This window comes from Nocardia elegans NBRC 108235, assembly GCF_001612845.1.
Taxonomy (GTDB): Bacteria; Actinomycetota; Actinomycetes; order Mycobacteriales; family Mycobacteriaceae; genus Nocardia; species Nocardia nova.
The window spans coordinates 22,369-35,751 of the sequence record NZ_BDBF01000018.1 but is presented as its reverse complement, the minus strand read 5'-3'; the positions used below and the strand labels follow the sequence as shown (position 1 = coordinate 35,751).

13 protein-coding genes are annotated in these 13,383 nt (G+C 69.6%); 9 read left to right on the top strand and 4 right to left on the bottom strand.

All coding sequences use genetic code 11. The annotated features are described in order from the left end of the window. Positions 1 to 119: 119 nt before the first annotated feature. From NE2_RS14880 to NE2_RS14870, 3 genes are all read left to right on the top strand, one after another. Complete coding sequence (locus NE2_RS14880; RefSeq protein ID WP_084494048.1) at positions 120 to 1,169, top strand: fused (3R)-hydroxyacyl-ACP dehydratase subunits HadA/HadB; 1,050 nt, start codon at positions 120 to 122, stop codon at positions 1,167 to 1,169. Between the two features lie 160 nt (positions 1,170 to 1,329). Then, positions 1,330 to 1,821 carry a YflT domain-containing protein gene (locus tag NE2_RS14875; RefSeq protein WP_030514914.1) on the top strand — a complete coding sequence of 164 codons (492 nt, stop codon included), beginning with the start codon at positions 1,330 to 1,332 and terminating at the stop codon, positions 1,819 to 1,821. Positions 1,822 to 1,843: 22 nt separating this feature from the next. Further along, positions 1,844 to 2,443, top strand: coding sequence for a suppressor of fused domain protein (locus NE2_RS14870; protein WP_082856862.1), 600 nt, complete (start codon positions 1,844 to 1,846; stop codon positions 2,441 to 2,443). Between the two features lie 35 nt (positions 2,444 to 2,478). On the opposite strand, the gene NE2_RS14865 is transcribed toward NE2_RS14870, so the two are convergent. Continuing rightward, on the bottom strand, positions 2,479 to 3,561 hold the full coding sequence (locus tag NE2_RS14865) for a magnesium and cobalt transport protein CorA (RefSeq protein WP_063026574.1): 1,083 nt from the start codon (positions 3,559 to 3,561) through the stop codon (positions 2,479 to 2,481). Between the two features lie 32 nt (positions 3,562 to 3,593). On the opposite strand from NE2_RS14865, the gene NE2_RS14860 reads away from it, so the two are divergent. The 4 genes from NE2_RS14860 (at position 3,594) to NE2_RS14845 (ending at position 8,167) form a co-directional block, all read left to right on the top strand. Beyond that, positions 3,594 to 4,448 carry a PHP domain-containing protein gene (locus tag NE2_RS14860; protein WP_063026749.1) on the top strand — a complete coding sequence of 285 codons (855 nt, stop codon included), beginning with the start codon at positions 3,594 to 3,596 and terminating at the stop codon, positions 4,446 to 4,448. Positions 4,449 to 4,474: 26 nt separating this feature from the next. Further along, positions 4,475 to 4,711 (top strand): hypothetical protein, encoded by a 237-nt coding sequence (locus tag NE2_RS14855; RefSeq protein ID WP_233429784.1) that lies wholly within the window; start codon positions 4,475 to 4,477, stop codon positions 4,709 to 4,711. A 51-nt stretch (positions 4,712 to 4,762) separates the two neighbouring features. Continuing rightward, positions 4,763 to 6,346, top strand: a complete 1,584-nt coding sequence (locus NE2_RS14850; protein WP_373862250.1) for an FAD-binding protein — start codon at positions 4,763 to 4,765, stop codon at positions 6,344 to 6,346. Between the two features lie 600 nt (positions 6,347 to 6,946). After that, positions 6,947 to 8,167: an NAD(P)-dependent malic enzyme gene (locus NE2_RS14845; RefSeq protein ID WP_373862249.1), complete on the top strand. Its 1,221-nt coding sequence runs from the start codon at positions 6,947 to 6,949 to the stop codon at positions 8,165 to 8,167. A gap of 79 nt (positions 8,168 to 8,246) precedes the next feature. Here NE2_RS14845 and NE2_RS14840 read toward each other — a convergent pair whose 3' ends face one another. The 3 genes from NE2_RS14840 to NE2_RS14830 all read right to left on the bottom strand — a co-directional run bounded on the left by NE2_RS14840 (position 8,247) and on the right by NE2_RS14830 (position 10,845). Next, positions 8,247 to 8,576, bottom strand: coding sequence for a heme-binding protein (locus NE2_RS14840; RefSeq protein WP_030514921.1), 330 nt, complete (start codon positions 8,574 to 8,576; stop codon positions 8,247 to 8,249). Positions 8,577 to 8,683: 107 nt separating this feature from the next. Then, positions 8,684 to 10,174 (bottom strand): HAMP domain-containing sensor histidine kinase, encoded by a 1,491-nt coding sequence (locus NE2_RS14835; RefSeq protein WP_084494046.1) that lies wholly within the window; start codon positions 10,172 to 10,174, stop codon positions 8,684 to 8,686. Beyond that, on the bottom strand, positions 10,171 to 10,845 hold the full coding sequence (locus NE2_RS14830) for a response regulator transcription factor (protein WP_063026572.1): 675 nt from the start codon (positions 10,843 to 10,845) through the stop codon (positions 10,171 to 10,173). Before NE2_RS14830 ends, NE2_RS14835 begins: the two co-directional genes overlap by 4 nt. Positions 10,846 to 11,305: 460 nt before the next feature. Here NE2_RS14830 and NE2_RS14825 point away from each other — a divergent pair, with 460 nt between their 5' ends. Further along, on the top strand, positions 11,306 to 12,346 hold the full coding sequence (locus NE2_RS14825; protein WP_063026570.1) for a glycine betaine ABC transporter substrate-binding protein: 1,041 nt from the start codon (positions 11,306 to 11,308) through the stop codon (positions 12,344 to 12,346). A 98-nt stretch (positions 12,347 to 12,444) separates the two neighbouring features. After that, positions 12,445 to 13,362, top strand: coding sequence for a DMT family transporter (locus NE2_RS14820; protein WP_063026568.1), 918 nt, complete (start codon positions 12,445 to 12,447; stop codon positions 13,360 to 13,362). The last annotated feature ends 21 nt before the right edge of the window (positions 13,363 to 13,383 follow it).

The following is a 13,383-nucleotide window of genomic DNA, read 5'->3' as shown; positions in this document are numbered from 1 at the left end:
GACAACTCACAATCGGCCCGCCCGCGTGTCGTGAAACCTTCTGAAAGGTAGGCGGATCCGGCGACCGGTGGCTCCGGCGTGCATACGCTCCAGCGCAGCCGAGCGTTGAGGAGTGGGGCTTGTCCGAGCTAACCGTGGATGTGGCGGCATACACGCGGTCCCTGGTGGGATATGCCTACCGTGCCGAGGACTACTACGAGGTCGGGCGGGAGAAGATTCGCGAGTACGCCCGGGCGGTGCAGGATCACGGCCCGGTGCACTGGCGAGAGGCGGCCGCGGCGGAGTACGGCTACGGCGCGGTGGTCGCGCCGCCCACGTTCCTGTCGATTCCCGCGATGCTGGCCAATCGCCGGCTGTTCGAACGCGTCATCACCGGCTACGACGTGTACGTGCAGACCGATCAGGTCTTCGAGTTCCATCGGCCGGTGGTCTCCGGTGACCGTCTGATGAGCGACGTCGAGGTCGCCGCGGTGCGCACCATCGCCGGAAAGGATCTGATCACCGTCACCAACACCTTCACCGATCAGTTCGACGAGGTCGTCCACGTGATGCACACGACCGCGGTCGGTGTCGCCGGCGACGACATCGACGCGGGTATCGGCGGTGCGATCGAACGGGTGATCATGCACGGTGTCGGGGCGCCGTCGGCGGCGCAGGGGCTTTCCGAGGCGGAAGTGCTGGAAGCCGCCGTCGCGCCCCGCCGCGACCACCGTTTCTGCGAGGTGTCGCGAAAGCGCGTACTGCACAATGCCATTCGCTTCGAAGAGGTCGCGGTGGGCGACGAGCTCCCGCCGCGCACCGCGCGGGTCACACGCGGTGATCTGGTGAACTACGCGGGTGTCTCGGGTGACGCCAATCCGATCCACTGGCACGACGGCGTCGCCGCGCTCGCGGGCCTGCCCGACGTCATCGCGCACGGCATGCTCACGATGGGGCTCGGCGCGGGCTTCGTCACCGGATGGCTCGGCGACCCCGGAGCGCTGACCCGATACGCGGTGCGGCTGTCGAACTACACGATCGTGGATGCTCGGTCCGCGGGCGTCGTCGAATTCACCGGCCGGATCAAATCCCTCGATCCGCAGACCCGCACCGCCGTCGTGGTGGTCGTCGCGAAGTCGGCGGGCCGCAAGATATTCGGTCTGGCCACCGCCGAGGTCCGCTTGGCGTGAGGCGGGCTCGTCCGGGGCGATGCATGCGGTCCACCCGGTGTGATCCTCGGCGGCGCGATGTCCGATGTGCTGCCCTTCGGCGGTAAAATCGGACACGCGGTGCGCCGCTGAGTCGTCGCATCCAGCCGCAGCGGCGATATCGACCTAGGATCGTGGAGTTATGACCAATCCGTTGGGTAGTCCGAATCGCAATCGGCCCGGCTTGCCGACGCCGCCGTCGGGGTGGCCGGTCGCCTCCTATCCGACCTACGCCGAGGCACAGCGGGCGGTCGACTATCTGGCCGACAACCAGTTCCCGGTGGAGAACATGACCATCGTGGGTGTCGATCTGATGCAGGTCGAACGAGTGCTGGGCCGGCTGACCTGGGGCAAAGTCATTGGCGGCGGGATGGTTTCGGGCGCCTGGCTGGGCCTGTTCCTGGGGTTGCTGCTGAGCCTGTTCACCACGGGCGGCGTGATCGGGCCGCTGGTGGTCGGCCTGGTCGGCGGCATCATCTTCGGGCTCATCTCGGCGGTGATCCCGTACGCCGCCACCCGCGGCACCCGCGACTTCGCCTCCACCATGCAGCTGGTCGCCGGCCGCTACGACGTGCTGTGCGACCCGAAGGTGGCCGAGCAGGCGCGGGATATGCTGGCGCGCCTGGCGCTGTAGGGCTCTGGCACGCTCTAGGGCTATGGAACTCGATCAGGTGCGGTCCGCGGTACTGACGCATTTCGGCATCCCCCGGACGGGGTCGGGATTCGACGACACCCGCTTCGACTCCGCGTCGGTGACCTTCCTCGGCCTGGAGCCGATCGACATCCTGCGCATCCCCGACGGCGAGTTCGTGCACTACGTCACCCTCGGCGGCTCCCGGCATCCGATGACCGATTCCGCGGCGGCGCTGGCCGACCCCGTGCGCGGCCCGCGCGCCGAACTGGTGCTGACGCTGCGCGGCGGAGCCGGTGCCCAGGCGGGCCTGCCGCGCGGACTCGGCGTGCTGATCGCCGCGCCCGCGGTGGAAGGCGTTGTGCTGCAACCGGATGCGCTGCTCGACCTCGGAGAACCGTTGTGGCACAACGCTCCTTTCACCGCAGTCCTGCTGGGTGAGGCCGATATCGCCGAGGTGGCACTGCCGGAACCCGCCGATCCGGTGCGATTCCTGTCGGTCGCGCCGATCACCGCCACCGAGGCGGCGTGGGTGCGGGTGCGCGGGGCCGCGGCGCTACGGGACGCATGGGCCGAAGCGGGGATCGACATCCGGGATCCGCACCGGGCCGCCGCGAATCTGTAAGACCGCGCGGGCACCCGGCGGCGAAACGTCCCGCCTCACAACCACTTGTTGCGCCGCAGCGCGACGAACAGCGCACCGCAGATGACAAGGATCACGATCCACACCATCCCGTATCCGTAGGTCCACGACAACTCCGGCATATGGGTGAAGTTCATGCCGTAGATGCCGGCGATCATGGTCGGCACCGCGGCCATCGCGGCCCAGGCCGAGATCTTGCGCATATCGGTGTTCTGCTGCACGCTGACCTTCGCCAGCGCCGCGTTGATCAGCGCGCTGAGCGCCTCGTCGAAATCGCTGATCCGCTCGGCGACCGCGGTGTGGTGGTCGGCGACGTCACGCAGATAGCGTCGGATCTCCTTCGGCATCGGCAGTTCCGAACTGCGGCTGAGCACCTGCAGCGGCAGCGCCAGCGGGTTGACCGCCCGCCGCAACTCGACCACCTCGCGCTTGAGCTGATAGATGGCCTCGATGGTGAGCCGGCTGCGCGGGGTGAAGACCTCTTCCTCCATGCCCTCGACATCGTCTTCGACCGACTGAGTCACCAGGAGATACGTATCCACCACATGGTCGGCCACGGCGTGCAGGACCGCGCCCGGTCCCAGCGCCAGGCGTTCGGGATGCTTCTCCATCTCCTCGCGCACCACCCTCAGCGCGGTGTGCTCGCCGTGGCGGACGGTAACCACGAAATCCGCGCCGATGAAGATCATGATCTCGCCGGTCTGCACGATCTCGCTGACCGAGTTGGGGTCGTGTTCGAGGTATTTCACGGTGCGCAACACCAGGAACAGGGTGTCGTCGTAGCGTTCCAGTTTGGGGCGCTGATGGGCGTGCACGGCGTCTTCGACCGCGAGTTCGTGCAGGCCGAAGATCTCGCCCACCTCGGCCATCTGGTCGGCATCGGGAGCGTGCATGCCTACCCAGACGAAGCCGTCGCCGCGCTCGCGCACCTGTGCCAGCGCGGCCGCCGGGGTCACATGTCCGGACTGGCGGCGGCCGTCGACATAGACGCCGCAGTCGACGATCGCGCGGGCGGTGGGAACCGGAATTCGGGGCAGCTGCGGCCCGCGCCGCGACCTCCCGGAGCCACGGAACGGGGGAAACGGCGGTATCGAGGGCACGCCCCGGATGCTAGTTGGGCAAGATGGAACGCGTGCGTATCGACCTCCACACCCATTCGACCGCATCCGACGGCACCGACACTCCCGGCGATCTGATGCGCGCGGCCGCGGCGGCGGGGCTGGACGTGGTGGCGATCACCGATCACGACACCACCTCCGGATGGGACGAGGCGGTCGCCGCGCTGCCGGCGGGGCTGCGTTTGGTGCGCGGGATGGAGATGTCCTGCGTCGGCATGGGTGAGGACGGCTGGCCGGTGCCGGTGCATCTGCTGGCCTACCTGTTCGATCCGGCCGATGCCGCCTTCGCCGCCGAACGCGAGCGGTTGCGCACCGAGCGCGTCTCGCGAGTGCGCGCGATGGCCGATCTCATGGTGGCCGATGGCCTGCCGATCGACCCGGACGCGGTACTCGCCGCAGCGGGTCCGGCAGCAGGACGCCCACATCTGGCGCGAGCGCTGGTCGAGGCCGGCGTGGTCCCGACCGTCGGCGCGGCCTTCGACGATCTGCTCGCGCCGCGCGGCCGCTATTACGTCGAGAAGGCCGACACGCCGTTGCGGCAGGCGGTGGAGATGGTGGCCGCGGCCGGCGGGGTGACCGTGGTCGCGCACGCGCGCGCCCGCACCCGGGGGCGGCTGCTGGCGCTCGACGACATCCGCGATCTGGCCGAGCACGGGCTGGGCGGACTCGAGATCGATCACCCCGACCACAATCCCGCCGACCGGGCGGTGCTGCGCGAGCTGGCGCGCGAGCTGGACCTCATCGGTACCGGATCCTCGGATTACCACGGCGCCGACAAACCCGTGGGCCTGGGCGAATGCCTCACGGACGCAGAGCAATTCGAGCGTCTGGCCGAGAAGGCGAGCGGCGTCGCGGTGGCCGCCTCGTGAGAGTCGTGCGGGCGCTCAGCGGAACGGTGGCCGCCGGACTGGTGGTGCTGGCGGCGGTCGTCGTCGGCGCGGCGGTCCTGGGGGTGCGGCGCGGATTTCCCGGACCGGGTGCGAGCAGTGTCGGCTGGCATATCGGAATGGCGGTGCTGGCGCTCGGCGCGCAAATTTTTTCCGACCGACGTCGGGGAATTCCGGCGTTTTTCGGATCTCTGGTCGTCTTTGTGGCGGCGGGTTACCTATTGGTTACGCAATGGTGGAATTGATCTCCGCGTAACAGTTGCGGCCGGATGAATTGTGGCCGAATATTTTCCTTTGTGAGCGTGCGTAGCCGGTCCACTATTCGCGCGGAATCCGAGTTCGCGGCGGAGGCGTCCGCCGATGTGCTGGTGGTGGGTGGCGGCCCGGCGGGCGCCTGGGCGGCGTTGACGGCGGCGACGGCCGGAGCGCGCGTGATCCTGGTCGACAAGGGGCGTTGCGGTGAATGCGGTCCGACGTCGAAAGGCGTTGTCGCACTGTGGGATATCCCGCCCGGGCCGGAGCGGGAGCGAGCGCTGGCGCACAGTCTCTCGCGCGGCGGTGACCTCGGTGACCCCGAGTGGATGGACCGGGTGCTCGGCGAGACCCATCACCGCATCGCCCACTTGCTGCGCTGGGGATACCGCCAGGCCGGAGACGGGCCGTCGACACGCGTCCACCTCGAGGGCCGGCGGTATCTGGCGGCGCTGCGGCGCACGCTGTTCCGATTGGGTGTCCAGGTCGTCGATCATCATCCGGCGCTGTATCTGCTGGTCGACGCCGACGGCGTGGTGTGCGGGGCCGGTGGGCTCGCCGGTGACGACCGATACCGCGGCTGGACGATCCGCGCGGGTGCGGTGGTGCTCGCGACGGGTGGGTGCGCGTTTCTGGCCGGTGGCGCGGGAACCGATGTCGATACCGGTGAGGGTCTGCTGATGGCGGCGGAGGCGGGCACCGAATTGTCGGGGATGGAGTTCTCCGGCGCCTACGGTCTCGCGACGATGAGCGATCTGCGTGAGCCCCGGTTCGCCTCGCTGTACGACGAATCGGGGGCTCGCATCGACGGGGACGACTTCACCGTCCGGTCCGCGGCCCTCACCGCACTGGCGGAGGGGAGGGCGGTCTACGCCGACATTCCGCCGGAGTCCGCGGTCCGGTACGGCCCCGCGTCGGCGGCGCCATCGGGAACCACGGCGGTGCCCGCGAGCACCGGCGCCGACGCGTCGCCGTCGGCCGGCCGGGTGCGTCTGCGTCCGGTCCTGCAGGGCACCGTGCGTGGTTCCGGTGGGATCAAGCTGACCGGATTCGATTGCGCCACAACGGTCCCCGGACTGTATGCCGCGGGGGACGTGGCATCGCGGGAACCGATCACCGGTGCGGTCGGCGGGTTCGACGGGCACGGCGGCGGGTGGGCGATCTCGTCCGGAATGTGGGCCGGATCGGGCGCGGCGAGGTTCGCTCGCCACCGAGGCCGCGTCGGCGACGCGCGGCCGGTTCCGGGGGCCGGGCTGAATTCCCATCCCGGCGACGATCCGCGCGCGGACATCGATCCCCGTGCGGTGATCGGGCTGGTGCAGGAACATACGTTGCCGCTGCGGCGCAGCTATTGGCGCAGTGCGGGCAGCCTGCGCGACAGCATCGCCGAACTCGACGCGATGTGGCCGGTCACCGAGTACGGGCTCGGCGGCACCGGCGCCGACCAGGTGCGGGCCCGGCAGGCCGCGGCCTTGCTCGCGGTGGCCCGCTGGACGAAGTACAGCGCCTTGGCGCGCACCGAGACCCGGGGCCTGCATCGGCGCACCGATCACCCCGGCCCGGCCCGCAACTGGCGGCGCCGCCTGCTGACCGGCGGCGTGAACGAGATCTGGGTGCGCCCGGCGTAGCGGACAGTCCCGGAGGCGGCAGCCTGCGTCACCCTGAGCTCACATCGGCGTTCCGGGTGGCGGTGGGACTGTTCACCGCTGCTTCCCAGCAGGGGCGAGTTTCCCCTTACGCGCAGGTAATTCGGGGGCCCTACCCTCGGAAGATGGCAGTAGACACCCGCCCTCGGGCCGGCCCCGCATCGCGGGGATCGTGCCCCGGTCGAGGAGCGATTTTGCAACTCCCTGTCGGTACTGGCAGAATGTTGCGGATTCCCGGCCGACGCCACCGCCCGGTCCGGGACGGTTGGTGACCTTCGGTTCGTGACGCACGGCTCCGATCCGCGGATCACCCCGCAGCCTTGCCCGGACCACCCGTCCGGTTCTCGCTCGACGGATCGTGCGCGGCCAGATCGCAAAGAAGCAAGCCCGCAAAGGCGCGAACGCGCGTATGCCGTACCAGCCGGTACCCCCACGGCATGCCGCGATGTAATCACCGAACGGTTTTGCGCGGCCACGTGAACGCGCGGTCGGCGCACATCGTTCGAATTTCGAAGACCTTTTATACGAAAACCCGGCGGTAACCGTGAGCCGGTTCAGCCCGGACCGAGCAGGAGTGAAATCGTGTCATCTGTGACTGACGCACCGAATGCCACTACAGCGAGCCGTGAAACCGATACGACCGATCTGTCCGCTATCACGCACGAGGAAATTTTCGCCGGCCATCTCGGTGGCAAGCTTTCGGTGGAATTGTCCGCACCGCTGGAGACCCAGCGTGATCTGTCCATCGCGTACACGCCGGGCGTCGCGCAGGTGAGTCGCGCCATCCACAAGGACGAGGCGCTGGCCAAGCGCTACACGTGGACCGACCGTCTGGTGGTCGTGGTCAGCGACGGCACCGCGGTCCTCGGCCTGGGTGACATCGGTCCGCGGGCGTCGCTGCCGGTCATGGAGGGCAAGGCCGCGCTGTTCAAGAAGTTCGCCGGGCTGGACTCGATTCCGATCGTGCTCGACACCAAGGATGTCGACGAGATCGTGGAAACCCTGGTGCGCCTGCGTCCGAGCTTCGGTGCGGTGAACCTGGAGGACATCTCCGCCCCGCGCTGCTTCGAGATCGAGAAGCGCGTCGTCGAGGCGCTGGACTGCCCGGTCATGCACGACGACCAGCACGGCACCGCCATCGTGGTGCTGGCGGCGCTCAACGGCGCGGCCAAGGTGCAGGGGCGCGATATCGCCGACCTGAAAGTGGTCGTCTCCGGCGCCGGTGCCGCGGGTGTGGCCTGCTCGAACATCCTGCTGGCCGCCGGCGTGTCGGATGTGGTGGTGCTCGACTCGAAGGGCATCGTCAGCCGGGACCGCGCGGACCTCAACGAGGTGAAGGCCGATCTGGCCGCCCGCACCAACCCGCGTGGCGTCACCGGCGGTGCGGCCGAGGCGCTGGCCGGTGCGGATGTGTTCCTGGGCCTGTCGGCCGGGACCATCGCCGAGGAATTGATCGCCTCGATGGCGCCGGAGTCCATCGTGTTCGCCATGTCGAACCCGGATCCGGAGATCCACCCGGAGGTCGCGCACCGCTACGCCGCCATCGTGGCGACCGGCCGCAGCGACTTCCCGAACCAGATCAACAACGTGCTCGCCTTCCCGGGCGTGTTCAAGGGTGCGCTGGATGCCGGTGCGCGCCGGATCACCGAGGGCATGAAGGTGGCCGCCGCCAACGCCATCTTCGGTGTGGTGGCCGACGAACTCTCGGTCGACAAGATCATCCCGAGCCCGCTCGATCCCCGGGTCGCTCCGGCGGTCGCCGAGGCCGTGGCCGCGGCCGCGCGCGCGGAAGGCGTTGCGTAACAACAGGTTCGATCACGGCGAGGGCGCCCCGGGAACTCCCGGGGCGCCCTCGCCGTATTCGGATGCCGACGCGCGGCTGCTACTTCTTGTGGCAGGCCTTGCGGTAGTCGATCATCGGCTGCCGCACCCCGCGGAAGTCCTTCAGCTCCTGCTGGTGGCCCTGGCGGTAGGCCTGCATCTCGGCCTTGCGCTGATCCTTCGGCATACCCTTCACCTTGGCCAGCTCGGCGGCCAGATCCGGGTGGCCCGCCAGGAATGCCGCGACCTGCGGGGCGGTCTGGGCCTGGACCTGGGCGCGTGCCTGCGGGCTGCACTGCGGGGCGTCGGCCGAGGCGACGCCGGGCACGGCGACGGCGAGGGCGGCGATTCCGGCGGTGCCGGCCAGCAGGGCGGCGACAGTGCGCTTCATACCGGTAACTCCATTCGTGACGGGAACGTGTCGGGTCCGAATCTGCGCGCCGAATCTGAAAGGACCCTGAAAACGCCGAGTGGGCCGGACGGATCTTCAGCCGAACTTCAGAAAGGCGGGCGGCCTTCGGCGCTCACCGCGCGGCCGGTGTGACCATCGGGAGAGGGCGGAGCCGGCGGAAGCGTCAGTACGAATACCGCGCCGGCGGTTCCGGGCGGCGGCTCGACGCAGCGGAGGTCACCCCCGTGGGCCCGGGCGATCCCGCGCGCGATGGCCAGGCCCATACCCGCGCCGTCGCGGCGCCGGTCGCGGGCGGCGTCGAGGCGGACCAGGCGGTCGAAGATGTGCTCGCGTTCCGAGGCGGGCACGCCCGGACCCGTATCGGCGACATGGATTTCGGCCCTGGGGGGCAGGGTGTCCGGCCGGTCGCCGGGCGTGCCGGGCTCGACGACGGTGACACTCACCGTTCCGTCCTGTCCCATGGCCTGGCAGGCGTTGGCCAGGAGGTTGACCAGGATCTGGCCGATGCGTTCGGGGTCGGCGACCGCCCGCACCGAGGGGCCGGTGAGCCGGAAAGCTATGCCGGGATGCAGGACTCGCATCCGGTCCAGCTGGGTTCGGGCCAGTTCGTGCAGGTCGACCGGCTGCGGGTGCAGGGTGAGCCCGGCGTCGATGCGCGCCATGTCCAGCAGATCCTCCACCAGGCGGCCGGCCCGCTGCGCCTCGCGCACCAGCAGCAGGTACATGCGCTCACGCTCTTCGGTGTCGATATCGGCGGGTTGATGCAGCACCGCTTCGGCCATGGCCTTGATCCCCGCGATCGGGGTGCGCAGTTCGTGCGCGGCGTCGCCGACGAAGGCGCGCATCTGCTGTTCGGAGGCCCGGGCCCGGGCCTCCGCGCCCTCCAGGGCGTCCAGCATTTCGTCGAATGCGCTCGCCGCGCGGCCCAATTCGGTATCCGTACGGGCGGGGGAGAGGCGGCGCCCACGGCGGCCGCGGGCGATGTCGCGGGCCAGCCGGGTCATCGAATCCAAGGGCGCCAGCGCTCGGCGCAGTCCCCACCACAGCGCCGCGGTGATCACGACGAGGGCGGTCGCGGTCACCCCGATCAGGACCAGGCCCAGGCGCGACCGCAGCTTGGTCAGCAGCGGGGTGTCGACCTGCAGGGTGAGCCGGGCGCGGTCCACCGTGCCGCCGCCGCCCAGGGTGATGGTTCTGGTCCGGATACCGCTGTCGCCGGCGTGCCGGGGCGAGAGACTGCCGTAGGCGGTGCCGTCGGCCAGGACCAGCCGCGCCCGGACCGAGCGATTGTCCACGCGGGCGATCAATTCCGCGGGCGGAGTGTTCTGCTGCGCGAGTTGCCGGGCCAGCTGCGCCCGATCGGTGAGCACAGTGTTCTCGCTGCGCGCCACCACGATGCCGAACAGACTGTGCACCGCCAGCGCCACCACGACCAGTGCGAGCCCGGAAACCGTTGCCGCCGTGAAGGTTACCCGGCGGCGCAGCGATATCGTCGGCAACGCGTGCGGTCCGGATTCGCCGGCGTCGCCGGAGAGATCGGACGGTGGGGGCGCGCGGTGGCCGGGATCGCCGCTCATCGCGGATTCGCCCGTAACGCGTAGCCCATACCGCGCACCGTGTGCAGCAGTCGCGGTCCGTGTTCCTCCAGTTTGCGGCGCACCGCGCTGACGTAGACCTCCACGAGGTTCGGGTCGTAGTCCTCGTAACCCCAGACCGCGGTGAGGATTTGGGTTTTGGTGACGACTCGGTCGCGGTGCGCGGCGAGGTAGGCGAGGAGTTTGAATTCGGTGGCGGTGAGGCTGATCGGTTCGCGGCCACGCAGCACCACGCCGGAGTCGGTTTCCAGCACCAGATCGTCGATGGCGATGCGACTGTGCATACGCCCCATCCGCCGCAGCAGCGCCTCGATCCGTGCCACCAGTTCGGCCAGGTCGAAGGGTTTCACCACGTAGTCGTCGGAACCGGATCGCAGTCCGCGCACCCGGTCCTCCACACCGTCGCGCGCGGTCAGCATCACCACTCCGGCACTGCTGCGGGCGCGCACCACCTCGAGCAGGCCGAAACCGTCGCGACCCGGCAGCATCACGTCGAGCACGACGACATCGGGACGGAATCGCTCCAGGTCGGGCTCGAGCCGGTCGCCGTGTTCGCGGGCCAGGACCTCGTGCCCGGCGGCGTGCACGGCCGCCGCGACCGCCGTGCGAATGGCGTCGGCGTCTTCGATCAGGAGAATGCGTCCCGGCTGCACCCGCACATTATTCGTCGCCCCGGCTGAGACCCGGCTGAATACTGCTCGAGAGTCCGGTTCGCGGTCGCCGCGGGAGCCGCTACTTGTCGGTGGGCGGGCGTAGAATGACCGGTAACAGGACAGCGTAACAGGTTGGTGCACTTGAGAATTCGTAGATTCATCGAACGGGTGACGGGGCGTCGCGCTACTGGCGACGGCACTTCGGACAAGCGGCAGCGGAGCAGGCGTGCGGCGCGCGAGATCGCCTCGCTGCGCCGCGCGAACGAACGTTCCCGGCCGCGGGAGGGCAACCCGTACGGGGAATCGGGTACAGCGGGGATCGCGGGCTGACCCGGCAGGCGCGGTCGGCTGGGCGGTGCGGGTCGCCCGCCCGGACGCGGCCCACCTACGATTCCTGTGCCGGGGCCGCCCCGGCCGCCGGATGTGGTTGTCGCTGACTATCGGGAGTGGGTGTCGCCGGATGGGATTGGCCGGATCGGTGCGAGTGACGGCCCGGGTTCTGGTCGCCGTCACCGCCGCCACGCTGGCGGTGGCATGTGCCAACGAGGACGGCGAAGCGACGATCACCGTCGGCGCCGGCGATTCGGCGCAGTCGGAGGTGCTCGCCGAAATCTACGCGCAGGCGCTCGCGCGCGCCGGCACGCCGACGACTGTGAAGAAGCATCTCGGACAACGTGCGGACTATCTGGCGGCCCTGGACGCGGGCACGATCACTCTGGTCGGCGATACCAGCGGCGATCTCCTGACCACCTTCGACTCCTCGTCCTCGGCGACCGCGCCGGACCGGGCGACGGCCGAGAGCGTCGCGGCACACCATGCCCCCGGCCCGGCGGTCGACACGACGGCGGGGTCGCCGGTCACGCTCGAGGCGCGCTATGTCGGCTCGGTCGCCGACGACTTGAGCCGGGCCGTTCCGGAGGGACTGGCGGTGTCCGATCTCGCCGACGCCACGGACCTGCGCCCGCAACTGGCGCTCGGCGCCGCCGCAGCCGCGCGCTATCCGGCGAATGCCGCCGATCTGGCACCGCATTGCGGTGAGCTGACCGTCGGCATCGCCGGCGGACGCGAACTCGACCCGCTGCGGCCGCCGCCGGACCCGCAGCGCGACGTCGTGACGCCGCTGCGCACGGTCTACGGCTGCGATATCACCCGTCACGTCGAATTTCCCGGCGATGCCGAACTACGAAAGGCATTGCGCGACGGAACCGTCGACGCGGGCGTGTTCACCTCGGCCGTCGCACTGCTGCCGGGTGGCCCCGGCGATTCGGTCGCCCGCACGGATCCGGCCGTGGTCACGGATCCGGCGTATGCCTTCCGCGCCCAGAACGTCGTCCCGCTGCTGCGTCAGGGCGCCTTGGACCAGCGGCAGATCAAGAAACTCAACTACGTCGCCGGCGAGCTCACCACGGCCGAGTTCGCGACCATGATCCGCCGCGTGCGTGACGAACACGCCTCGGTGGCCGACCTCGCCCGCACCTGGCTCGACGAACACGCCCTCTGAGCACCCCGCTCGTCCGCCGTTCCCGCTCATCGTTCATGATCAGGTTCGACACGGATTCGGGCGTACAGTGCGAATAGATCACCTGAGCGGAGTTCCGCATGGTCCTGGTCATTGCGTTGGGGGTGCTGGCCGCATTCCTGTTCGCCGCGGCCGGTTATCTGCAACAGCGCGCGGCACGCACCGTGGTCGCCGAACAACCCCGGGCGGCCCGGGTCTTCGGTATGACCACACTCATGCACCGTCTGCTGCGCAGTGGCACATGGCTGCGCGGCTGGATCACGAATCTCGCGGGTTTCCTCACTCAGGCGGCGGCGCTGCATCTGGGTTCGGTGGCGGCCGTGCAGCCGCTGATGTCGACGCAGCTGTTGTTCGCGGTTCCGCTCGAGGCATTCGGACGCCGGCGTCGCCCGCGCGGGCGCGACATCTGGTTCGCGCTGCTGGTCTGCGCCGGGCTGGGAGTGCTGTTCGGCGTCGGCGGCGTGGCGCCGCTGGAGGGCGACTCGGATCGCGGCCGCGTACTGCTGGCCACCTTCTCCGCCGCGGGGCTGGTGGCGTTGCTCGCCCTGATCAGCATCCGCTGCCCGATCTGGGTGGCGGCGAATCTGGTCGCGGTGGCCGCCGGCGTCTGTTTCGCGATGAGCGCGGTCTTCATGAAGCTGACCACCGAGGATCTGATCTATCGCGGCATTCCCGCCACCGCCGGCGACTGGCCCGGCTATCTGCTCGCCGTTTCCACCCTCAGCGGGCTGGTATTGGAGCAGACCGCCTTCGCCGCCGGGCCGCTGCCATGGGCGATCGCGGCCATGAGCGTGACGAATCCGATCGTCAGTTACGTGGTCGGCGTGCTGGCCTTCAAGGTCGCGCTACCGCACACCGCCGGGTCGCTGGCCGGGGTCGCGGTCGCCGGAGCGCTGATCGCCGCCGGTATCGGCGGACTCGCCCATTCGCCACTGGCCCGCGCCTTCTACGCCGGTAACAAGGAGATAACCGACGAATCGCCCAGCTTGATGTCGTAAAAGCTTGCGACACATGTGTTA

What these genes read in the sequence shown, in the direction of transcription:
- NE2_RS14875 (WP_030514914.1), top strand. Translation starts at nt 1,330, where the DNA reads ATGACCAATCCGTTGGGTAGTCCGAATCGCAATCGGCCCGGCTTGCCG.
- NE2_RS14840 (WP_030514921.1), bottom strand. Translation starts at nt 8,576, where the DNA reads ATGAAGCGCACTGTCGCCGCCCTGCTGGCCGGCACCGCCGGAATCGCC.
- NE2_RS14825 (WP_063026570.1), top strand. Translation starts at nt 11,306, where the DNA reads ATGGGATTGGCCGGATCGGTGCGAGTGACGGCCCGGGTTCTGGTCGCC.
- NE2_RS14870 (WP_082856862.1), top strand. Translation starts at nt 1,844, where the DNA reads ATGGAACTCGATCAGGTGCGGTCCGCGGTACTGACGCATTTCGGCATC.
- NE2_RS14820 (WP_063026568.1), top strand. Translation starts at nt 12,445, where the DNA reads ATGGTCCTGGTCATTGCGTTGGGGGTGCTGGCCGCATTCCTGTTCGCC.
- NE2_RS14835 (WP_084494046.1), bottom strand. Translation starts at nt 10,174, where the DNA reads ATGAGCGGCGATCCCGGCCACCGCGCGCCCCCACCGTCCGATCTCTCC.